Source organism: Bacteroides faecis (genome assembly GCF_020091505.1).
Taxonomy (GTDB): Bacteria; Bacteroidota; Bacteroidia; order Bacteroidales; family Bacteroidaceae; genus Bacteroides; species Bacteroides faecis.
Genome location: NZ_CP081916.1, coordinates 3,711,051 through 3,736,496, shown reverse-complemented (window position 1 = coordinate 3,736,496; position 25,446 = coordinate 3,711,051). Strand labels below are relative to the sequence as shown.

The window sequence follows — 25,446 nt, the reverse complement described above, 5'->3', positions numbered from 1 at the left end:
ATTTTTCCTCGAATTATGAAAGAGAAGCTCTCATTTTATTTCGTGACACCGGTACAGATGCTATTGCTTCCAGCCACCACCCAGTGCTTTATAAAGCTGCACTACGGTTATCAATTCATCACGAATAGCGTTACTCAGACCAATTTGTGCATCAAAATAACCACGCTGGGCATCCAGAACATCCAAATAATTGATTACTCCATTAATGTATTGCAACTGAGCCAAGTCCATATAACTCTTAGCCGAACGTTCCAGATTGGCACGAAGAGCATACACCTCTTTTATCTTATTAAAGTTGACAATCGCATTACGTGTTTCCTTGAAAGCAGTTAAAACTGATTTCTCATAACTATGTAGTTCCGCCTCATAAGCTGCCTTTTTGCCTTTCAATGCAGCACGGTTCTTTCCCCAGCCAAAAATAGGAGTCAATAAAGCCCCTTCCATAACAGCATAAGGAGATTTTAAAAGTTCGGACAAAGACGTACTCTCAGTACCGAAACCACCTGTCAGGGCGAGACGAGGAAACATATTCGTATAAGCTACCCCTACTTTGGCATTGGCAGCAATCAACTTCTGCTCTGCCTGACGTATGTCGGGACGGCGTTCCAACAAAGTAGATGGCATCCCTATCGGAAGTGTTTCCGGAAAATTGAATTCCTGAAGCAGTCGGGAACGGGCGATGCGATTAGGGTATTCTCCGGCCAGAAAAGCAATGTCATTCTCTTTCAGCGAGATTTTACGTTCTAAATCAGGAACCAAAGTGGCTGTACGTGCCAGCTCCACCTGAGCCTGACGATAAGAAGTCTCCGAAGTCAATCCTCCTTCAAAACGGATACGTGCCAGGCGCACCCCTTCTTCACGGGCTTTTAAAGTCTGCTTGACAATATCCAGTTCCGTATCCAGCGCAACCAGTTCATAATAAGCCTGTGCCACTTCCGCCACAATCGTCATCCGAAGTGCACGTTGCGCCTCTACCGACTGCAAATATTCGGCAATACTGGCCGAACGCGCCCATCGCAGATTTCCCCAAAGATCGAGTTCCCATGAAACAAGGAACTGAGCTTCAAAGGTTTCCGATTTCTTAAAAGCATCTCCCCCGTGATTCTCAAGTTCACGTTCAGCAGTCACTTTTCCTTTGATATCAGGAAGCAGTGCAGCGGTGGAGATACGTTTCTGAGCCGCCATTTCTTTGATTCGGGCAGCCGCTATCAACATGTCTTTATTGTGATCCAACGCACGGTCTATCAGACTGCGAAGTGTAGAATCCGTATAGATTTCTTCCCAATCCTTATCTCCAAAGCTGACCGTATCCTGATGTTGGGCCAGACTATCGGGCAAATGAAGGTCAGGACGTACGTAGCTCTTGCCTACTTTGCAGGAAGTCAGTATTCCTGCAAACAATAGTATAGCAATATATAGTTTATTCAGTTTCATTATTTCTTATGTTTTAAGATTTTCGACTTTGTTTTATATACCATCACAAAGAAGAACGGCACGAGAATAATACCAAACACGATAGCAAATATCATCCCGAAGAATACCCCCGTACCAATTGCCTGACGGCTTGCCGAGCCCGGACCACTTGCCAATACCATTGGAAGCATACCCAGTACAAATGCTAAAGAAGTCATCAGAATAGGACGGAAACGTAATTTTGCCGCATAAATGGCAGACTGTATCAAGTCCTCTCCTTTATCTACCTGTACTTTAGCAAACTCTACAATCAGAATAGCATTCTTAGCGGCAAGCCCGACAAGCATCACCAGTCCGATCTGGAAATAGACATCGTTCTCCAGTCCGCATACCCAGACTCCCAGGTAGGCTCCTAAAGCCGCTACAGGCAAAGACAGCAATACGGCAATCGGCACTGTCCAACTTTCATATTGTGCGGCAAGGAAGAGAAAGACAAACAAGAATACCAATGCCATGACCATACCGGTCTGACCGCCCGCCTGCTTTTCCTGATAAGAAAGTCCGCTCCATTCCAATCCGATATTATCTGGAAGATGATCACGGGCGATCTGTTCCATAATCTCCATTGCCTGACCGGAACTATATCCCTGTGCGGCAGTCCCCCGAATGACAGCAGTAGTAAACATATTGAAACGTTTGATACTTCCCGGACCTGTTGTATAAGAAGCATTACCTAAAGAAGTCAGCGGTACCATAGCTCCATTGGAGGCTTTTACAAAGAACAGGTTGATATTGTCTTTATGCTCACGATAAGGAGCTTCCGCCTGAATGTATACCTTATAAATACGGTTGAACATATTGAAGTCATTCACATACACCGAACCTGTATAAGCTTTCATCGTAGAAAACACATCTGCCAAAGGTACTCCCAGCATCTTTACTTTATCTCTGTCCACATCAAAGTAAAGTTGAGGAATCTCCGACTGCAAAGAAGAAGACAAACCTGTCAGTTCCTTGTGCTTGGAAGCATAATACATCAACGTATCTGCTGCATCCACCAAGTTGTCGAAAGTAGCCTCTCCACGAGCTTCCAGCTGCATTTCAAAACCACCGGAACTACCCAATCCCGGTATGACCGGAGGAGTAGACAGATAGACTTTACATTCCGGGTATTCCTTCAAATGTTTTTCTACCGTATCCATGATTTTCTCAATACTGGTACTCTTTCTCTCTTCCCAAGGTTTCAAGATGACAGTCAGTTCGGCACGCCCCTGATTACTGCCCACACGCGGACTGCTTCCCGTCACATTCTGTACATATTCTATGTAGGGGTTCTTATCCAGATAAGCAATCGCACGCTCTGTTACAGCACGGGTACGTTCCAATGTAGCTCCTTCCGGCAATTCTAGTTCAATCTTAAAATATCCCTGATCTTCTACCGGAAGAAAACTGGTCGGAATGATCCGGTGAATCAACAGAATAGCAATCAATACCATACCAAAAGCACTTAACACCCGACGCGGATGTTTGATAGTACGAGTGACAGCAGCTACATATTTATTGCTTCCAATTCCCAACCATTCATTGATCTTTCTGAATACTATATTTTTCTTCTTCCCACTATCCGGTTTTAAAATAAGCGAGCACATCACGGGACTCAGCGTCAGGGCAACGACGGTAGAAATAAGTACAGATACTACAATGGTCACCGTAAACTGACGGTACAACTGTCCCGTAATTCCACTCAAAAAACTTACCGGAACAAACACAGCCGCCAATACCAGTGAAGTAGCGATCAACGCGCTTGATAATCCGTTCATTGCTTTCTTAGTCGCTTCATAAGGACTTAGCTTCTCCGTTTCCATAATATGCTCTACTCCTTCCACCACCACTATCGCATCATCGACCACGATACCAATGGCAAGAATCAAGCCAAGCAAAGTCAATATATTGATAGAGAAGCCAAAAATCAACATGAATCCAAAAGTACCAATCAAAGAAATAGGCACCGCTACTACCGGGATCAATGTAGCACGCCAACTCTGCAAAGACAGATACACGACCAATACAACCAGTACCAATGCTTCAAACAGTGTTTTATATACCTCATGAATAGACTCGGAGATATACGTCGTCATATCAAACGGAATTTCATAGCTCAATCCTTCAGGAAAGTTCCCGCTGATCTCTTCCATCGCCTTTTTTACATTCTCGGCCACTTCCATCGCATTGGCACCCGGCAACATATAAATACCAAGTACAGCGGCATTCTCACCATTAATACCACTTTCAGTATTGTAAGAAGAAGCCTCCAAAGATACACGTGCCACATCCTTTAATCGAATGATAGAACCATTGGCATTCGCACGCACTACAATATCCTCAAACTGTCCTACCGTAGAAAGACGTCCCTGAGTAGTAATAGGGATCGTTATATCCAGTCCCTGTACCGGCTGCTGTCCTAACACACCGGCTGCCGACTCACGGTTCTGGTCTTTTAAGGCATTCTGCAAGTCTTGTACGGTTAATCCGAAGTTAGCCAGCTTATCCGGCTCTACCCATATCTGCATAGCATAGTAACGGCTACCGATATTTGAAACACGTCCCACACCCGGAATACGGCGGATTACATCAAGCACATTAATAGTAGCAAAGTTACTTAAGTAAATTTCATCAAACTTAGGATCGGTAGAAGTCAGACAGAGTGTCATTAACTGACTGGGTGCCTGTTTTTCCACGGAAATGCCATTTTGAATCACTTCCGCCGGAAGACGGGATTCAGCCAGTTTCACACGATTTTGAATTTCTACTGCAGCTAAATCCGGATCGGCAGATACATCAAAGGTAACCGTTGCCGAGAAACCACCGGAGTTAGAACTGTTTGATTCCATATAAAGCATACCGGGGGTACCATTGATTTCCTGCTCAATCGGAGTAGCTACCGCCTGCGACACAGTTAATGCGCTCGCGCCCGGATATGACGCACTGATCTTTACCACTGGAGGTGTAATCTGCGGGTATTGATCTACCGGAAGCATGGTCAGCCCGATAATCCCGACAATCACAATCACGATAGAGATAACAGCCGAAAATACCGGCCTATCTATAAAAAAACTAACTTTCATTGATTATTCTCCTTTTGCGTTATCCAGCCGACTTGCCCGTACTTTCATACCCGGTGTCAACTTATGGAAACCTTCCACAACAATTGTCTCTCCTACAGCGAGTCCTCTTTCCACTACCACGTTATTCCCTACTTCCGGTCCTAACTCAATAAAGCGTTTCTCTACTGTATCATCTTTACGCATCGTATAAATATAAGCGCCTCCTTTTTCAATGGTAACGGCTTTCATCGGAACAACGATGGCTCCTTCACGCACGTCCAATAGCAATTTTACTTTGGTAAACTGTCCCGGAAGCAATACCTGTTTCGGATTAGGCATTTCTGCACGTACGGAGAAAGTACCCGTTTGAGGATCGACTTGCGGCTCGGCAAAATCAACATATCCTTTATAGGGGTATACGGTATTATCTGCTAAAGTAATAGTAATATTTGGCTGCCAGGAACGAGTAGAATCCTGTTGTCCGAGGTTAATATTCCGTTCTTTACTTTTCAGATAATCGAGTGCCGTCATACTGAAATCGACCAATACGGTATCACTCTTTACAACTGTAGCCAGCAACGATTTTCCTCCGGGACCAACCAACGTTCCCAAATCCACATTTCTTTCACTGATATGACCGGCAAGAGGTGAACGAACGATAGTATAGCCTAACTCGAGTTCAGCCTGCGCCAAGTCCGCCTCACTCATCGCTACTGTCGCAACAGCGCTTTCATAAGCTGCTTCCGCATTATCCAGATCCAGCTGGCTAGCGGCATTTTGTTCGTACAACGGACGGATACGTTTCAAGTCACGTTCAGCTTTCAATGCCTGTGCTTCGTCCTTTTTCAACTGAGCCCGCGCTTTGTCGGCTTTCGCACGATATTGATCCTGATTGATCACAAACAGGACCTGATTCTTATTTACATAAGTGCCTTCGGCAAAAAGCATGTTTTCCAGATAGCCTTCTACCCTGGCACGTACTTCGACAAATTGCTGGGCACGGATACGCCCCACATATTCTCCGAATATTTCTACATCGTCTTTTATAACCGGTTCAACAATCACTGTCGGCATTTCCGGTGCAGCCTTCTGAGGTCGTGTCAGTATCCAATACACTCCCAACACAATTACCATACATACTACAGCAGCAATGGTTCTCTTTCTCCTCAGTTTCAACTCATGTTTCGAAAAGAATAATCTCATATCGAATCTTATTATTTAATTTAACTTATGTTTGTTCTACACTCTATTATGCAATACACATACCAAAATATCCTGTTTTATCTTATCTGTTTATTATCAACGTATTACGTTTTTCCCCTTGAAGACAGAAGTGTGGAAAACATCCTTAAAGTGTAGAAATTATCCACATTTCCGACTTTTAGAACATTTTTTATAGTTCTTGTTTCATCAACTAAACAATTTATCCCCTACATTTGTAGTTATATTGTACATCAACACAATAACATGTCCTAATGAAAAAACAAATCTTTTCAACATTAGTTTTTGCAATGTACCTGATATTACCTTTTTCTGTTTATTCTCAAGAACAACGGAAGAAGGTCGGCGTTGTCCTCAGTGGCGGTGGTGCCAAAGGAGTGGCACATATCAAAGCACTGAAAGTCATCGAGGAAGCAGGCATTCCGATCGATTATATAGTAGGCACCAGTATGGGATCTATAGTCGGTGGACTTTACGCCATCGGTTATACTCCGGAACAACTGGACAGTATGGTACGCAAGCAAGACTGGACTTTCCTTTTGAGCGATCGTATCAAACGCAGTGCCATGTCGCTCACCGAACGCGAACGCTCTGCAAAATACATTGTTTCGCTTCCTTTTACAAAGAACCCGAAAGCTGCCATGTCCGGAGGAATTATCAAAGGACAGAATCTTGCCAATCTGTTCTCTGATCTGACAATGGGCTACCATGACTCGATCAATTTTAATAAGTTACCGATCCCCTTCGCCTGTGTATCGGCCAATGTAGTCAATGGAGACCAGATCGTATTCCATGATGGCGTACTCTCTACTGCCATGCGTGCCAGTATGGCCATCCCCGGTGTATTCACACCGGTACGCAAAGACAGTATGATATTGGTAGACGGTGGAATTGTCAATAATTATCCGGCAGATGTGGCCAAAGCAATGGGAGCCGATATTATTATCGGAGTCGATGTTCAGAATGCGCTGAAAAGTGCCGACAAGCTCAACAGCGCTCCGGACATATTGGGGCAGATTGTTGATCTCACTTGCCAAACCAATCATGAAAAGAATGTAGAACTCACTGATACCTATATCAAGGTAAATGTAGACGGATTTTCTTCCGCCAGCTTCACTCCGGCAGCCATCGATTCTCTGATGCGTCGGGGCGAAGAAGCCGCACGTGCACAGTGGAATTCCCTGATTGCCTTAAAAAAAGAAATCGGTATACCGGACAATTATGTCCCCAAACAACATGGACCGTACTCTTCTCTTTCCAATTCACGGACAGTATATGTCACAGATATATCGTTCTCCGGCGTAGAGGCTGATGACAAAAAATGGCTGATGAAGAAGTGTAATCTCAAAGAGAACAGTAACATTACCACTCAGCAGATAGAACAAGCTGTGTATCAGTTGCGTGGCAGTCATTCTTACTCAAGCGCCAGCTACACACTTACCGACACTCCCGAAGGGTACCACCTTAATTTCTTGTTAGAAGAAAAATATGAGAAAAGAATCAATCTGGGCATCCGTTTCGACTCGGAAGAAATAGCATCCCTGCTGATTAATGCCACAGCGGATCTCAAAACTCATGTTCCTTCCCGATTATCCCTGACCGGCCGATTAGGAAAGCGATATGCCGCACGCATCGATTACACTCTCGAACCGATGCAGCAACGCAATTTCAATTTCTCATATATGTTTCAATATAATGACATCAACATCTATGATGAAGGTGAACGTGCCTATAACACTACTTACAAGTATCATTTAGCTGAATTTGGCTTTTCGGATGTCTGGTACAAAAACCTCCGCTTCGGACTCGGACTTCGTTTCGAATATTATAAATACAAAGATTTTCTTTTCAAGAAACCGGAACTCATTGGACTGGATGTAGAATCCGAACATTTCCTGAGTTATTTCGCTCAGGTACACTATAGTACATTCGACAAGGGATATTTCCCTTCCAAAGGAACTGAATTCAAAGCTGCCTATTCACTCTACACCGATAATATGGCTCAGTATAATGATCACGCCCCGTTCTCCGCACTGAGCGGTTCATGGGCCAGCGTAGTTCCCGTAACCCGACGTTTTTCTATCATTCCATCCATCTATGGTCGTGTTCTGATTGGAAAAGACATCGCCTATCCCTTGCAAAATGCCATTGGCGGCGAAGTATACGGACTCTACATTCCACAGCAACTGCCGTTTGCCGGTGTGACCAATATGGAACTGATGAACAATTCTATCATGATTGCATCCGTGAAACTCAGACAACGGATGGGAAGCATTCATTATCTCACTCTGACAGGTAATTATGGCTTGACGGACAGTCACTTCTTCGAAATACTGAAAGGGAAACAACTGTTTGGTATCAGTGCCGGATATGGTATGGACAGTATTTTCGGTCCATTGGAGATTACGTTCGGATATTCCAATCAGACTGATAAAGGAAGCTGTTATGTGAATCTGGGATACTACTTCTGATTCCCTATTTCCGTTCCCGCATATATAGGACTATACTTACCATGATGAGAAAAAATTCTCACTGCGATGAGACTTTTTTCTCATCATAGTGAGAATTTTTTCTCATCGCAGCAAGAACACTTGAGAATATTCAGCATCCTAATCTGCTGTTATACAAACCTTTCCCTTTTCTGCAGATAAAGTAATCCGACCATCATCCAGACTAAACTGGCGGATAAAAGGAAAATGCGGTTTTTGATAAGGATTCCCTCCCAAATGATCGGATGAACATTATCGGGAACACGAAAAGGATTCAGCAGAACGTTCCAGAAAGAATCCGGCTTACCTAAGAACATCAATGCAATGCCTATAATAATCATAAATACGGCAGTTCCGTTTCCACTCCGCGTAATGGTAGACAGCATAAAAGCCATATTTCCAAAAAAGAGTATCGGGAACATCAACTGTAATGCCATCTCAAACGGATTGACCGGATACAGCAATAAAATGGCTATGTATGAAAAGATAATCAGAATAACAAAAATTGCCACATAAATCATCAATAACCGCACGCCCCAAACCTTATACTTATAGTCGGGGATTCCAAAAAGAATCTCCAATATCCGGCTATCTTCATCATTCTGAATGCCAAATACAGCCGGGTAGAAAATAAGCAACATAGACGGAAACATCAGGATGCTATAGATGAGTCCCTCGTTAATCTCCTCCCGTTTCCAGGCATTCTGAAACATGAAAAGAGCAAAAAAGCCAAATGCAGCCAACAGAAACCAGAAAAACTTCCCGGCAAATATAATCTTCAGGTTATACCTGACTACTTTAGGCAACAGTTGTATCAATTGTTTGAATGTCATATCCTTCTTTTCTTTTTAATTCATATTCTTCAGCAGACAGAGATAAGCGTCTTCCAAATTAGCTTCTACCTCTACAGCCCCTTCATAAGGCTGTCCGACAGAAAGATAGCGCACCCGAATCGTATCGCCTTCCTGAATATGATGTATTACCAACGATTTGTCCAGTACTTTTTCAAATTCTGTCTTATCTATATTAAACTGCCATACTTTCCCGTTAGCCATTTCCACCATGTCCGAAGGATCACCGAAATATTTCAGTTCACCCTTATTGATCACCACTACCTGATTACAGGAACTGGATATATCCTCAATGATATGAGTGGAGAAAATAACGATACGGTCCTTACTCAACTCTACCAGCAGATTACGGAAACGGATACGTTCGCGAGGGTCGAGTCCCGCTGTAGGCTCATCCACAACCAGGATACGCGGTAAATGAAGCAGAATAAGCGCAATACCAATACGCTGTTTCATACCTCCCGAGAAAGAACCTATCTTTTCGTCTTTCCGCTCGTACATATGTACCGCTTTCAGTACATAATCCAGACGCTCCTTTCGTAACTCACCGTCTACAATCCCTTTCAGTATAGCCTGATAATCCAGAAACTCCCACGAAGTCATATTCTCATAAGTTCCGAATTCCTGTGGAAGGAAACCTATCAGACTCTGTAGCTCTTCTCTGTAGATACGTGTATCCAGACCATTGATCCAGATACTACCATAGCTCTGCTCAAAGATACCACAGATGACACGCATCAAGGTCGATTTACCTGCCCCATTGGGTCCCAGTAGTCCGAACATACCTGTCTGAATCTCGAATGACACCCCACGCAATGCTTTGAAAGGTTTGCGTCGTTTTCCAATCATAGGAACACTCTTCGCCATGCGGAAATAGGAACGGCGAAGCCCTGCAAATCGTCCGGTGACACGCTCAATATTTACATCATGATCATACAGATACTGGGAAGTGACATAGATGGCAATACCCACAAGCCATAACAATCCGATCATGATGACCAGCCCCTTATTATCCAGTTTCCGGAATAACTGAAACAGGATAAGGGGAGGAAGACTCCAGAATATCACCCGGTTTACGATCTTTGTTACCCGATTATCTCCGTATCGATAATATAAATAGGAACGTACCTTTCTCCACAAATACAGTATCGCTGCATAAATAGCGAACGAGAACAGGAATATCCAAAGCCTGTTATGAATGAAGAAATAGGTGAAATAAATGGCAAACAGTAAGATACCAAACTGCCATAGCACATTGATAAAGTCCTTCAGAGAATGGTATTCATTGCTCAATCCCAGACGTTTGCGTAATTGCAAACCACTGTTCCACTGACGGCTGATGTGTCCAGGCCAATCGTAGATCTTAACCAGATTGCGGACAGAAATACGAATTTCTTCATCCGGATTGATAACCTCCGCCTTAGCTCTCCGAAGACTGGTTTGCGCAAAGTATGTCATCCCCGGTATGCCTGCAATCAGTACTACCAGATAGATTGACTGCCAAAGGATTCCGTCAGTGTATAGCCAGATACAGATTACACCGGACACAAAAAGAATCAGGTGAATGGTCCATAGTTTACGGGATAACGAACGATACCACTGAAGCACATTTTCCAGTCCCATACAAACTGTCGGAATTAAAATCAGCGTCAGCATGGCGGAAAAGAAAAGTCCGCCTATCACTGTAATGGCAAAAGGTGCACCGATAGCCCCTGCATACTCCGTATCTCCCATAGCCAACGGAAGCATGGCAGCAATTGTGGTGATGGAAGTAATCAGAATGGGACGAATACGTGACATACCGGCAGTCATCAACGCCCTGTTCCGGCGGTATCCCCGTTTACGCAAAATGTTGGCGTAATCTATCAGAATGATTCCGTTATTGACAACTACTCCCAACAGAATAAGGAACCCTGTCAGTGTATTCGCATTCATCAGACTGTTGCTCGAAAGCAATAATGCCAGCAAAGAACCGATAGCAGCCAACGGAATGGTAAAAAGCAACACAAAAGGCGTCACTACAGATTCGAAGACTGAAGCAAGGATCATAAATATCAAAAGAAAAGCTGCCAGAATAAGGAATTTGAAATCCCCGAATTCATCCTCCTCATGGAATACCTGCACAGCGACTCCGGACGGAAGATTATAACTGGCAATCAACTGGTCGATATCGGAACGATATCCTCCCAATAAATCTTTCGAAGACTGAACATCTCTCGGAAAAGCATAGTATACCTCAATCTGCTTATCTTGATTGACACGGATGATGCGCGAACGCCCACGTCCATAATTCAGAGACGATATATCTTCTAGATTGTGCATACCGCCATTGGCATTTTCTATCCGGATAGCACGCAAGTCATCCACAGTTTTCTCTTTCTGAGCTTTTTCCTGTGCCTCTTCTTCAATTTCCTTTTCCGGTATTTCGTCACGGATAATAATATCATAAATATCCTCTCCCACCTTGAAAGTAGCTTCGGAAGAGTATTCATTATTAAGCGCAGTTAATCCGGTGGTAATATTGCCACGGTTAATATCATAGGCAGTCAGCAGAATAGGGTCAAAGTTCAGACTTATTTCCGCCTGACGGGGAGTATACGAAACATGAGTATGCTGTACAAAATCCTGTTCGTCCAACAAATAACGCACTTCCTCTGCCACCATCTGCATCATTTCGAAATCAGATCCCCTGATCACCACCCGTTCACTGTTGTCACCTATGCCCAACAAACGCATGAATCCGCCCAGACTGCTCAGAGCCGAGTTATCTCCTCCGCCTCCCATAGCATCAGAAACATAGATTTCCGCACCATTGATATTGGCAACTTTAGTCTGCACATCCGCTTTTATATCAGCTATTTTCCGTTTGGCGATCTTTGTGTAATCTTCCTGCAAAACGAGTGTCAGAGTCGCCTCTTTTTCCCGAATACGGCAAATCAGATCTTTCTTTTCCGGAAAATCCTCCAGACGTTCTTCCAGTACCTTTACAATCTTATCCGTATTTTCAAGCGTACTTCCGGTAGGCATCACGACACTGATGTTGAACCGGTCTGAAGCAACTTCTTTCATCTGTTGCACATTCAAGGTCAATGACAAAATCAACGTTGCAAAAAGCAAGATCACAGCTCCAAAGACTGTCACTCCCGGATTACGCATACAAGTCTTCAATAAGACCAGATAGACCTGCATCGGACGCTGAACGATCGATACTTTTTCATAAACGACACTGTTCCCACTCTTACTCTTCAAAAGAAGGTAAGTAATCATCGGTATAAAAAGTAAAGCTACAAACAGCGAGATCGTCAAAGTTGATATAATGGATACTCCGATATGGTGCCCGATCAGTTTTATCAGGAAATTATCAGAAAAAACGAACGGCAGGAATACAGTAATGGTAGTCAGGGTAGCCGCCACAATGGAGCGCCACACTTCTTTTGTTCCCTGCGTTACCGAACGTTCGGGCGTATAGCCGTTTCCCGACAAACGATAAATATTCTCAAGCACCACGACACTATTATCCAGCAGCATTCCGATGGCCAACGCCATTCCTACCAAGGTAAGACTATTGATAGTAATACCAAAAGCGTAGAAGAAGTTGAAAGCCGTATAGACAGAAATCGGTATGGAAAGTGCGATAAAAAACACCAGCCGCATATTCTTCAGGAAAAGCCAAAGAACAAACACAGCCAATAATCCCCCTACCAATGCCAGATTAATAATCTGGTTGATATTATTTTCCATGGTTTCAGCCTTGTTCTCCTGAATGACAATTTCCAGTTCGAGCGGAGCCAGTTTCTCATTCAGCTTTTCAATCACATCGGATACACGGTGTGAAAGTTCAATCAGATTAGCCTGTGAATCATTGATCAAAGCAACCGAGACGGCTTCTTTTCCATTCACACGACTATAAGTGGTTTCATCTTTCAAGTCAAAAAAGACGGTTGCCACGTCTTTCAGCAGAATAGGACCGGGAGCGACAACTATATTCTCCAAATCAGAGACTTTGGTATACATCGCATTGACATGGACAAAATTCTTGCTGTCGGGTTCATCTGCGAAGCCTACAAATGTCTTTTCCTGGGTATTCTGCGAAAGCAAACCGCTTATTTTGGAAGCTGTGAGGTTCAGAGCTTTGCAAGCCTCCGGATTCAGACGCACTTCAATGGCTTTCTGCCGTCCTCCGTAGATATTGACGGAAGCTACTCCATCTATGTTCTCCAGATCAGAACGAACATCCTCGTCTACCAGACTCCGGACACGGTCAGTTCCTCCCGTACCACGCACTTGAAGCACCATGAAGTTATTATTCATCTGAGCAATATCCACTTTCTGTACCTGTACAGTAAAACCGGTCGGCAGGGAGGCTGCGATTTCATTCACTTTCTCCTGCAGTTTAAGACTGGTCATCTTGAAGTTGATATTCTTTTTAAAGTCAATCTGTATGCTGGACTGCCTCCTGTCAATGTAGGATTGCAGTTTGTCTACTCCACCTATCGCACTGACCGCTCCTTCGAGTGGAATAATCACTTCCGACTCTACATACGAAGGGTCCATATCCTGCTGTGACGACACCTGGACAAACAGAACCGGAAGTTCTGCGTTGGGCAGCAACTCCACCGGAAGTTGTTTATACGACACATAGCCCAGCAGGCTGAGTGCAATAAACAGCATACAAATCGTTATTCTCCTATTTAGTAAAAAGTTCATCTTCAGCTGTTTTTAGTTCGGCGATTTATACGTCTTTTGATATTCTCCAAGACATAATAGACACAAGGAATAACCATCAAACTCATCAGAGTAGAAGTTATCAATCCTCCGATCACAGCTATAGCCATTGGTGAACGTAAAGAAGCACCTTCACCAAAACTGAATGTCATCGGAAGCATGGCCAGAATCGTAGTCAAAGTAGTCATGATGATCGGACGGATACGCTGTTGCCCTGCTTCTACAATGGCATCAGTCAACTCCATTCCCGCCTGACTAAGCTGATTGATACGGTCTACCAGAATGATAGAGTTATTGACGGCAATACCTCCCAGCATGACAATACCGATGACTCCCATCATATTGATAGTGGTTCCAGTAATGAAGAAAAGTAAGATAGCACCTACTACAGCCAGAGGAATAGTCAGCAAGATCGTAAACGGATGCAGCAAGGATTCAAACTGGGAAGCCATCACCATATAGACAAGTACAACAGAAAGCATCAGAGCAAACAACAGACTGTTCATTGATTCTTGTCGTTTTTCTTCTTCTCCTGTCACTGTGATACTGTAGTTAGCAGGCAATTCAATACCTTTCACCGTTTCACGCACTTCGGCTGCTACTTTATCCAGTGATTTACTCGCATCCATATTAGCCATCACCTTACCGATACGGCTTTGATTGCGGCGCAGAATCTCCTTGGGCGCTTGTCCGTGAGTAATGGTAGCAATCTCTTGTAATACAAATTCCTGTGTTCCACTTTTGATGACAAGAGCACCAAGAGAACTCAACGGGATATCCGGCACCTTTATGACGATATCACGCATCTCACCGCGATATTCCATTTTACCGACTTCCTTACCGCTTAATTGCTGCTTCAATTGTTCGATTACCATAGCCACACTCAGATTATTGATACCGGCTATCGTACGGTCAATCGAGATCACAACTTCCGGAGCACCGTCTTCCACGGAAGTAATAACATCATAGATTCCATTTACGCCAATCATCCGTTCCTTCACCTCTTCAGTCAACTGAGCAATCTCATCCAACTCCTCTCCTTTGACCTCCACAACAATAGGAGCCCCTTCGCTTCCTAACAGTGAACTCAGAGAATTCTCATCCTGCTGAATCGTCAGTTCCAGTCCGTCAGGATTCTTGGCCGATTCCACGAAAGACGCAATCACCTTTTCCGGTGAAAGTGTACATTCCGGTGAAAGGATCACTTTCATCATTGCTGTATTTTCTCCTTCAAATATCGCATTTTCCGAACCACTTCCCTCTCCGATATGGCTGTATACCGTACATAAAGAATCACTGCCAACAATGGTATATAACAATTCTTCCAAATTGCCTACAGCAGCGGAAGTACGTTCCATCTGTGTACCTTCGGGCATTTTGACTACAGCCGTAAACGTCTTGCTTTCCGCACGGGGCATAAACTCAGTTCCGATAAACGGAGTCAGTAACCCAGTCACGATAAGAAGCAACACTGCCATACCGACCACCAGCCAACGTCGCTGAATCAGCCTGCGAAGCACTCTGCTATATCCCGCAATACGAATGGACTTCACTTCTTCCAGCTTAATCTTCTTGCCGGAAAGCTGGATATATAACATCGGAATCACCAGGATAGCCACAAACAAAGAAGAGACCAGTGAGAAAGTTACCGTCCATGCCTGATCTTTAAACAGTTCGCCCGAAGCTCCGTGAAGATAAACAATCGGCAGGAAGACGACAATAGTAGTCAGAGTAGAAGCAATTACCGCATTGGCAACTTCTGCTGTCCCGTTAATAGCAGCCTCTTTGATACTCAATCCTTTTTCCTGATTTCGGAAGATACTTTCTATGACGACAATCGCATTATCCACCAGCATACCCGCCCCGAGCGCCAGTCCTCCTAATGTCATAATATTCAGCGTCAGCCCATTAAAGAACATCAGATTGAAAGTAGCTACAATGGAGATTGGAATAGCAAGGCTGACAATCAGTGTTGTCCCCATCCGGCGAAGGAATACAAACAAGACTACAATAGCGAGGATAACACCCAAAACAGCACTGCTCTTTACTTCTCCGATCGCACTTTTTATAAAAGTACCCTGATTCGAAATCACCTGAAAATGATAACCGGGCAATGCATTCTCTATCACTGCCAATTGGCGGGTTACCTCATCCACCACTTTTACAGTATTAAAACGCATCTCCTTATAAATAGACAGTCCGATACTACGCTTCCCGTTAATCCGTACAATGTTCTCCGGACGAGCGTTCAAAAACTGCACAGTAGCCACTTCCTTCAAAAAAACAGGAGCTTTATTACTGTTGGCGGTTGCTGTACCCGTAGCATTGTTTCCAGATGCTTCCTCTTGTTGTATCGCTTTGTATCCGACAATCAGATTCTCAAAATCATCTTCTGAAGCAAACAAGCTCGAACTTTTCACCAGATATTGTAATCCCAGTTCACTGACCCGTCCCCCAGATATGCTTTGATTGTTCGATTCGATGCGCGAAGCGATATCTTCTATTTTCAGTTGAAAAGCATCCAGTTTATAAGGATCAGTCTGAATGGTAAGAGTGCTGACTTCTTCTCCCGAAAGCGTAACTTCAGCCACACCTTCCAGACGAATCAACTCATTACGGATATAGCTTTCAGCAATTTTCCTCAATTCCGCCATATCTGTAATACTCTGATGAGACATTCCCACCAAAACTACCGGAGACAAGTTCGCATCATGCTGCGTAATCTTCAGTTCAGTGATATCCTTGTTCTGGGCAAACGGATTCATGGCTTTCTGCAAATCAAGAAAAGCCTCATCCATGTCCTTTGTCCAGGTATACTCTACAGTAATTCGTGCCGTCCCGGCTTTAATCACAGAAGAGACCTGAGTAACATCACTCTGCCGGATCGCCATAGACTCCATATTTTTAACGAATTGCTTTTCGATCTCCTCGGGAGGGCGTTCACCCGCCTTTAATTCAATAAACAGGCGGGGATTATTCAGATCGGGCAATAAATCCACACTCAACTGATCGTATGATACTTTTCCCAGCAATAAGAGGGCAAATACTACCATACAAATCGTAACCGGATTGCCTACTGCAAATTTGATTATATTCTTCATAAGTATTTCCTATTTTCAAAAGATGCGGTCATATATCGCATCCATGATTTACTTTTGGATTTTGACTTTGGCGTCTTCTTTCAGTGTTTCAAAACCCTTCACTACCAAATTGTCATTTACATTAAGTCCGGATAGAATTTCGATATTATATTCATCCTCCAGACCTGTTTGCAGATTGCGTATCTTTGCCGTATTCTTTTCGACGATATATACGTATTTCCGGCGACGATTGGACAAGATTACGTCTTTAGGTATAATGATAGAACTATCAGCTCTGTCAACGATAATATCTGCTTTGGCGAACATACCCGGACGCAACTTCAGTTGGTCATTATCAATCAGAATCTTTCCTTTAAAAGTACGTGTCTCCGTACTGATTGCAGGAGACAACTCACCGACTCTCGCTTTTAAAGTATCCCCGGGGATGGTATAATGAGTAATATATACTGGTTGCGCTTCCTTGACATAACGAATGCTGCTTTCCGGCAGATTGATATCCATATACATTTTATCATAAGCCATCAGACTCACCATAGCCTTTCCCTGTTCCACTCTTGTATCGGCCGTATAGTGAGGCAAATCAACAATCACACCATCAAACGGAGCTTTCACTTTCATCTTCTCCAGATTGAGTTTTGCGTTTTCATAATCGTAACGGGCATTCGTTACTTTTACTTCCGTATTCCGCATTTCACTCATCGTCACCCCTCCTTTTTCATAGAGAGCTTTCTGCTTTGACTGTTCCTGTTCGGCAATTTCAAGACTTAGTTTTTTAGCGTCAATAGCGATTCCGTTTTCATACTCCTTGTCTTCCAGACGGATTATCAGTTCCCCCTTACTTACCCTGTCTCCCATTTTGAAAGGTTTTCCGGTTCTCGGATTAGTCTGAAGTTTATAAAATCCGCTCATTTCCGCATTCTGAGATGCACCGTAAGTCGGCTGCACTGTTCCTGTTGTATTTATTAATTTACTGATAGAACCTTTCTTCAGCTCCACGACAGATACCGGAGTTGCAATATTATTGGGTGCGTTTTGTGGTTTGTTGCCACAGCCGGTTAACAATAAGGTTGTTAACAAAGAAGATGCAATAAAAATTTGATACTGTTTCATGGTCTGCTTATTTTTTATCAATAATGTCTTTCATAGGAACAAGAGGGATATTCTTGTCGAAATCATACAATGAAAGGATTTTAAGATTAAGTAATTCTATTCTGTAATTAATCAACGCCTGCGTATAAGTAATCTTCTTATTCGAAAGCTGAGTCTGGAACTGGCTCATTTCCATACCGGTTATGTCACCTTCCCGATAACGAGTCTGATTCAGATCATAGGTCAACTGTGCATTCTGTACATTTTGCTCGGCGATTTTAATCTGAGTCCGGAGGTTTTCGAGGTTACGCCATACCTGACGAATATTCAGCTCGATATCCACTTTATCCTCTTGAAACTCGAGTTCATTAATCCGTTGGGCCATCTTTTGTGCTTTAATCCTTGCTTTCTTTTCACCCCAGTCGAAAATAGGAACAGCAAAGCTGATAGAAACCCTCGGATTCTGTGTCGGATTATTATAAACTTTATTCAGGTGGCTATTATCTCCTATCAATCCGAAAGAGATAGATACATCTCCTTTAAACTCGTTCAGCGCTTTTGTCTTAATCATATCGAACTCAAGTTCCTTGCTCTCTATTTCACGTTGACGAAGTTCCAGACGCGAACCCAATCCATGCGATATGGCCTGGTCCAGATTTACCTGAATCGGTTTAATCTCCACTTCCGCAAATACGAGAATATCTTCATCCAGCCTCATTCCGAGAGTCTGTTTGAGTTTGTCTTTCGCATTCTCCAGATTCACCTGACTTTCGTCTACAGACGAACGAGCCGTAGCAAGATTCAGTTCGGCCTGAAAGAGTTCGTCTTTAGCTGCCAAATCCGCTTCTACTTTATTTTTTATAATATCATAACTCTGCTGGGCATTGACCAATTCTTCGCGACTGATTTCCAGGTTACTTTGTGCCATATAAACCGAATAAAACTGATCGGTTATACTTTTTTCCGTATTCAGCTGTTGTAAAGCATAACTAATATTGGCATTTTCATAATCATACTCTATCTGCTTCAATTCCATTTTACGCTTGTTGTAAGTGAAAATAGGCTGAGTCAACTGCAGATAAAGGTCATTGCTGAATGCACGGTTACTGGTCTTATCGCCTTCTATGATGGAACTATTGTCCTGCCATCCGAAACGATTTATTAAAGAAATAGTACCGTCTGTCCATAAAATAGGCTGATCAACCTGAAAAGTTCCACTGGTGTTGAATGTTTCGTTCGTGTACCATTGTGACAAACGATTATCAAAACGCCTGTTCTTGTTATAGTCCACCGGATTCAAATTTAATGAAAATCGAGATTTTAAAGAAGCCTTCTGCGCCAGCAGATTCTGCTTATATCTCTCCAGATTCATATAGGAACGGCGAAGAGAAGGACTATTCTCCTGCGCAATCTCCATTGCCTTGTCAATCGTCAAGGGAATTTGCCCCTGCGATGTCAGGGCAATCCCGGTAAAAGTTACGATTGTCAGCAGCACTCTTTTAAATAGTAGTAAGTCACTTTGCATATAGTTTGCTGTTTTAATAATTATCGTTTCACTATTTTCACTGCATCAGCCGTCACAGACCGCAGTTTACATTCATCTGTCAATACGACACGAACCGTATCGGCACTAAAATAATAAGTACCAAGCTGTTCCCAACCTTCATTGGCTTTTCTCAGGTTGATATAGGCATCTTCTACCTCACTGTCATACGCCACCCTGAAATGATATTCACCTTGAAGGCGGTCATTCCATCTCAGCTCATCGTTCTTGAATACATAATAATAGAGTTCGTACTGACCGGCTTCCGGCACAGGTATTTTCCATGTAGCCGTCTGACTACCGTCTCCACTCTTTATCACATAAGCCGAACGGATATATTTACCATAATATTTAGCATTGGTAGTAGCCGTCCATTGTAAAGGCGCACGCCACCAGGATATACCCGAATATTTAAAAGGAGTTTCCTCTACTTCATCCAGCCATTTAGGAAGAAGCCCTACAACAGGAGGAGTAGAAAGTACAAAGAGAGTAGAATCTTCATTATCCACAATAATCTCTCCCGGCATTTCTAATGACGACTCCGGTAGTGTATAGATACTGTCCTTGACTATTTTATTTCGTTCTTGTTTTACGTTGCCTATGGATTGCCGGATCATATAAGGAAGATTTCCGGAAATCATCGTGTTGACCTCTACCTCACGGATTTGTTCTTCCCAGACAGATACAAACTCTTTAGTTGTATGGGCAGCTATCTCAACCTTTTTTCTGGCTCTGGGATCTTCCAGAGGTTGGTACCACCAGCCATTCTGAAGAACATTCATCTGTATTATTCCGTCGTAATCAGAGTTATTGCTCACCAGCACTTTCAATACAAAGAATTCTTCTCCCCCCTTATTGACAACTTTGGTCAACTCGGGCTCTCCGATCGAATAAAAAGGAAGAGGAGTCAGTTGTTCCCATTCTTTCAAAGAGGAATAGATATCCGTGCGACTCATTTGTCCTAGCGTATCCAGCATATTTTCGAACTTAATATTCAGAAAAGTATTACGCTTCAGCATCGCATACAATGAATCTCTGAAAGCATCGACCCCCATATTGATTTCTGATCGGGCGAAAATACGGCTCGCCTCCAGTCCTACGATATTATTTTGCAGATTACGCTGTTCCACATCAGCCAGCAACTCCTTGAATGTATGTTTTTCCAGCAGAAGATTGGCCTTCTCGTTATTACTAAGTCCATTTATCTGGCGCTCCCATCCTTCATTTTCTGACTTCTTTTGCAGATACAACTCAATGGCACGATTGGCTACAGGCCATTCCGAGGAATAAATATTGTACCGGAAATTATAAATCTGCGGGAAAAGGAAATAAGGATTTGCCACAGACGAAAGATTTCCCCGTCCCCTACTACCTGTTGAAAAGTTATAATCACCTTCTGTCCGCATAAACATCCAGGCAAAATTACTAAATGTACGCATCTGGGCTTCCTGTACAGTGATCTCATTCTCTCCCGACCACCGGATCTGATTCTTAACCTGCCTTTTTACATCCAGTTCCCAGAATATGGCTCCTTTTTCAGGGAACAATACCATTTCCGGCTGAACCGTTTCCTGGGCCTGAGACCAGGCACGTTCATAGCTGGCAAACTGTACCGGAACTTCTATGATAGAGAATCGCTTAAAAGGATAATCCAGTTTATATTGCCGTGCCAACTGATCTTTAACATTACGTATAAGCCAGGGAATAGTATCGTGAATGGAATCGAACGACGCTGTAAAATAGTCGTGATCCTTCAGGTGCCACACACTATAAAGAATACTGTCCGCATAGACACTTTTTTGCTGATAATCACCTATTAATAAAGATAATGTCTGAGACGGAAAATCTCCTTTAAACGAATAAACTCCTTCCTCATCACATTTTCCTTCACCTTGGGAAATAGGCACTAATCCCGGAAGAGGCTTGACTTTCAACCGATAATTACTGAAATAAGTTTGTTGCCAATCAGGATTTTTGTCACTATAGCTTGTTCCTGCACGGGGATACCAATAAGTCTCAGGAGTAAGCATCAGATAATCTTTTGTCTGAAAACTATACTGTTTGTCTATGTTAAACAGAAACTTCTTATTGGAGGCTTGCAATACTTCGGGGGGAATATCCAGATAGCAGAATGAATTATCTATTTGCCCGTCATACCTGAAGGTTACAGAAACCGTATCTCCTTTGGCAAGGTTTGTTCCGAAATCCACTAACACAATTTGCTTGTCACGTTTAAAATTGAGCGGTTGTTCTCCCGACCGGACGGAATGCACGGTTAATCCCGGATTCAAACAGAAAGTGAATACGGCAGATGAATCCAATGCCACGCCTTTTACTGTTACTTCCGACAGAAAATCATCTGAATGCTGTTCTACTGAAAGATCATATTCATGAATGAACATCTTCGGAGTAGAAACATATTGATTGTTGATCTTCGTATATGTAGCCCGTATATCACTCTGATACAAAATTGAATGTATATGCCAGTAACCACATACGAAGGCTAACATAAGAGTACAGAAAGAGAGAACTAACCACGGATAATTACTACGCGATGAGTTCGGAAGGCGCCGAAACAGAGAAATAGTGAAAAAGACAAACGCTAATCCGGCAAGTAAGTAAATGCCACGATGATTCAAGATCACTTCCCAGTTGGAAAAGCCGACAATACTGGACTTTACCAAAGGAAGACTATAGGCCATATAATCGAAAAGATAATAAAACTTATCTTCAATATAGAAAACCGTCAAGCCGATATATCCCAGCAGCAATACAAATGTCAATGCCTGATTTTTAAGCACCAGCATCAAAAAGATAGCCAATCCGATGATAAAAATCAACGTAGGTACACTGATCAGGAAAAAATAAAGCAGATAAGCCACCCAGTCTACTTCTCCCAATGTCAGGTTGAATGCTGCCGTAATAGCCATAATAATAAGATTCAGCAGCAAAAAGACACGCAGGTTTCCCCATATTTTACCTATGACATATTCAGCATTGCTCAACGGACGGACATAAAAGACTTCCGATGTATCCAGTTTTTTATCTCTTTTCAGAAAGTCGGAGGCCAGAAAAATAGCTATAACTGCCTGTCCTGTATTAAGCAATAACAAGATTAGATAAGGAATATTGGATGGAATGGCTGTTGCAATCCAAATACCTCCGCTATCCTCCGATACGAATAACATGAAATTAAAAAAAGTAATGATAGCTACGGCGAGCACCGTGAATACTCTGAAGAACCAGCTTCTTATTAATAATTTGCTTTCATATTTTGCTACCGATTGTATATTAGATATAAAGGTCATATCAGCATATCGTGTTTAGTCGTTTGTCCAAAGGTTTAATTGATTCTCCATGTAATATACATAGGCGTGTTCCAGATTAGGAGGAAATGGTTCCGCTTCGTATCCCTCCACTTTATCGGCAACCACTTGTACCTCCCAGATTGTCCCCGATGGAATAGTAGAGATTACCGGATATTTTTTATCGATTTCATGTAACTGGTCACCGGCAGCCCTGATTCTCCACACCTTACCTTCGGCTAATTTCAACATATCCTGGGGAGAACCGTTGAAGGAAACTTGTCCCCTATTCATTAACGCCATATTGTTACAGGTACTGGAAATATCACCGACAATGTGAGTAGACAAAATAATAGTCACATCATTCTCGCTGACCTCCGAAAGAAGGTTGCGGAAACGGATACGTTCCTCGGGGTCAAGTCCGGTAGTAGGTTCATCAACAATGATTACTTTAGGATGATGTATCAGCGCTTGTGCGATTCCTAACCGCCGCTTCATACCTCCCGATAATTTATTGGCATATCGTTCACGAACATCAAACAAGCCAACGTTTTCGAGCATTTCATCTACCGCCTGTTTCCTCTGCCTGCTATGAGTCATTCCGGATAAGCGTGCCGCATAATCAAGAAACTCATACGTTTTGTATTTGGCAAAGAAACGAAAGTCCTGAGGGAGATACCCCAGAATACCGCGTATTTCTTTCCGCTGTTTCATCAAATCATAACCGCAAATTTCTACTTGCCCGGAAGTTGGTTCCATGAGGGCTACTAGAATACGCATCAAAGTAGATTTGCCGGCGCCATTGGGTCCTAATAAGCCAAACATCCCTGCAGGAATCTCCAGATTGATATCTTTCAAAGCATGATTTCCGTTGGGATAAATCTTATTAAGGTTCTTAATAATTATGCTCATGACATTTTATTTGTCCTATGTTGTATTGGGTGATAAAGATAGGCTTTATTTACATGAAACAAATCATAATTATAAACATTAACTTATATTAGTAGAATTCTGTCTAAAAAGAACGCTCTTCAAACATCCATAGACATGAAAACGAAAAGGAGAAAACCACTTCACAGTGACTTCCTCCTCCTCATATCCCATATGATTATCACCCAACAGGGTTTATAAAAAAGGGTTTTATTAAAAAAGGGTTATTTTTATGATCTGAATTATTTATTAGTTACTTCCACCCTTACCACCACTATGAGTAGGATTAGTAGTAACTGTCTTATACTGATGATCAGTTCCGGTATAGCGTGTTGCTGTTACTGAGATTTTCACATCTTTACCATTATACTTCACTGTAGTTGACAATGTAGTAGTACGAGTCTTGGCATAGCAAGTATAATTCATTGTTGTATAACCGTTTACGTTTACGGTATTATAAGTACGGGTTGTTTCTGTAATACCAGATGCAGATCCCATCAACGAGTACAAACGAGTTTTGAAAAAAGCTACCATAGCATTCACTGTCTCATTTTTTGCACCCGACAAGGCTTTAGTTACAGCTGCTTTAATATCAGCATCTTTACATTCCCAACCAGCCTTTTCTTTATAAGTCAGCGCAATACCGGTCACAGCTTTAGGGTTTTCGCTATTGTCACGACTAGCCTGTCCCAGAATCTCACTCTTCACCACAGTTTCAGAGCTAACTTTGCTAGTCACTTTATTTTCCATTGCATAAGAAGAGAAGTGTTTAACCTTAGTCGTGTAGCTACCTGATTTTTCATCGTAAACAACTTTGTTTATGTCCTCTGTTTGTGGAACCCACTTTCCATCTTTCAGATAAGTAAGTTCTATATCCTGAGCAAAAGTTACACCCGGAATAGGATTAGGAATAGAAATAGTCACAGGTTCTGTAAATTGCAAACCACTAGGTTCAAAATGGGCAGCTGCCAAAGGAATCGTTTTTTCAACTTCCTTATTTTCTTCTTCTTTCTTCACTTCCGTAGTTACCTCTTCAGGAGCAGGAACATAGGTCGTTACACTGACTTCAGCATTACCGTCTTTTAAAACATCTTCATTGCCTTCTGTCTGAATCGCTCCAGCCGGAATATCCAATTCAGGTGTTACAAGAGGAAGATCTTCCTTCACATCCTCCGGTTCAACTGTACCCGGGTCCTTAACGTCCTGATTTGAAGTACTCTTATCCTCTACTTTTACATCTTCCTTATTACCCTCTTCGCCAACTTCCACTTTTTTCGGTTCACTTTGCTTTGTCAGAGCCACAGCCACTGTTACCACACTACGGTTCTCCGCATTAGCAGCAATTTCCACAGATGTATTCTGAGCAAGATAACCTTTAGGGGCAACTTCAACTGAGTACTTGCCTGTATTCTTCTCAGTTACAGAAAACTTACCATCTTTGTCTGTTTTAATTGTTTCAGAACCAATTTTCACATCCACATTAGACAGTCCTTTACCAGCATCTGTCACAGTACCCATAATATAGTACTCAACAACCGGATCGGGAGTTACGATTTCTTCACCCGGTTCCTGTTTGGGTTCATCGTCATCATCATGACATGAAACTGCAGTGAAAGACAGCACACCGAAGGCTATCGCCAAAGAGCATGCATACAACCATTTTAAATTTCTCATA

At 42.7% G+C, this 25,446-nt stretch carries 12 protein-coding genes; 1 reads left to right on the top strand and 11 read right to left on the bottom strand.

Annotated features, from left to right (window positions below; translation table 11 throughout):
* Positions 1 to 60: 60 nt before the first annotated feature.
* Genes K6V30_RS14490 through K6V30_RS14480 form a run of 3 tightly spaced genes read right to left on the bottom strand, consistent with a single transcriptional unit; the run spans position 61 to position 5,720 of the window.
* Positions 61 to 1,434 carry an efflux transporter outer membrane subunit gene (locus tag K6V30_RS14490; protein WP_010537576.1) on the bottom strand — a complete coding sequence of 458 codons (1,374 nt, stop codon included), beginning with the start codon at positions 1,432 to 1,434 and terminating at the stop codon, positions 61 to 63.
* Complete coding sequence (locus tag K6V30_RS14485; RefSeq protein ID WP_055269188.1) at positions 1,434 to 4,538, bottom strand: efflux RND transporter permease subunit; 3,105 nt, start codon at positions 4,536 to 4,538, stop codon at positions 1,434 to 1,436. The genes K6V30_RS14490 and K6V30_RS14485 overlap by 1 nt, the downstream gene beginning before the upstream one ends.
* Before the next feature lie 3 nt (positions 4,539 to 4,541).
* On the bottom strand, positions 4,542 to 5,720 hold the full coding sequence (locus tag K6V30_RS14480) for an efflux RND transporter periplasmic adaptor subunit (protein WP_010537574.1): 1,179 nt from the start codon (positions 5,718 to 5,720) through the stop codon (positions 4,542 to 4,544).
* 272 nt (positions 5,721 to 5,992) lie between these two features.
* On the opposite strand from K6V30_RS14480, the gene K6V30_RS14475 reads away from it, so the two are divergent.
* Positions 5,993 to 8,209: a patatin-like phospholipase family protein gene (locus K6V30_RS14475; RefSeq protein ID WP_055269189.1), complete on the top strand. Its 2,217-nt coding sequence runs from the start codon at positions 5,993 to 5,995 to the stop codon at positions 8,207 to 8,209.
* A 149-nt stretch (positions 8,210 to 8,358) separates the two neighbouring features.
* On the opposite strand, the gene K6V30_RS14470 is transcribed toward K6V30_RS14475, so the two are convergent.
* The 8 genes from K6V30_RS14470 to K6V30_RS14435 all read right to left on the bottom strand — a co-directional run bounded on the left by K6V30_RS14470 (position 8,359) and on the right by K6V30_RS14435 (position 25,445).
* Positions 8,359 to 9,060 (bottom strand): hypothetical protein, encoded by a 702-nt coding sequence (locus K6V30_RS14470; RefSeq protein WP_022302277.1) that lies wholly within the window; start codon positions 9,058 to 9,060, stop codon positions 8,359 to 8,361.
* Between the two features lie 15 nt (positions 9,061 to 9,075).
* A complete protein-coding gene (locus K6V30_RS14465; protein WP_055269190.1) occupies positions 9,076 to 13,785 on the bottom strand; it encodes an efflux RND transporter permease subunit in 4,710 nt (1,569 codons plus the stop codon).
* Positions 13,786 to 13,787: 2 nt separating this feature from the next.
* Positions 13,788 to 16,904 carry an efflux RND transporter permease subunit gene (locus K6V30_RS14460; RefSeq protein ID WP_010537570.1) on the bottom strand — a complete coding sequence of 1,039 codons (3,117 nt, stop codon included), beginning with the start codon at positions 16,902 to 16,904 and terminating at the stop codon, positions 13,788 to 13,790.
* Between the two features lie 48 nt (positions 16,905 to 16,952).
* Complete coding sequence (locus tag K6V30_RS14455) at positions 16,953 to 18,014, bottom strand: efflux RND transporter periplasmic adaptor subunit (RefSeq protein WP_008760595.1); 1,062 nt, start codon at positions 18,012 to 18,014, stop codon at positions 16,953 to 16,955.
* A gap of 7 nt (positions 18,015 to 18,021) precedes the next feature.
* A complete protein-coding gene (locus K6V30_RS14450) occupies positions 18,022 to 19,518 on the bottom strand; it encodes a TolC family protein (protein WP_010537568.1) in 1,497 nt (498 codons plus the stop codon).
* Between the two features lie 20 nt (positions 19,519 to 19,538).
* On the bottom strand, positions 19,539 to 22,844 hold the full coding sequence (locus tag K6V30_RS14445; RefSeq protein ID WP_010537567.1) for a golvesin C-terminal-like domain-containing protein: 3,306 nt from the start codon (positions 22,842 to 22,844) through the stop codon (positions 19,539 to 19,541).
* A 15-nt stretch (positions 22,845 to 22,859) separates the two neighbouring features.
* The gene (locus K6V30_RS14440) at positions 22,860 to 23,753 is read right to left on the bottom strand and encodes an ABC transporter ATP-binding protein (RefSeq protein ID WP_010537566.1); all 894 of its coding nucleotides are present in this window, start codon (positions 23,751 to 23,753) and stop codon (positions 22,860 to 22,862) included.
* A 267-nt stretch (positions 23,754 to 24,020) separates the two neighbouring features.
* A complete protein-coding gene (locus K6V30_RS14435; protein ID WP_055269191.1) occupies positions 24,021 to 25,445 on the bottom strand; it encodes a carboxypeptidase-like regulatory domain-containing protein in 1,425 nt (474 codons plus the stop codon).
* Position 25,446 lies beyond the last annotated feature (1 nt).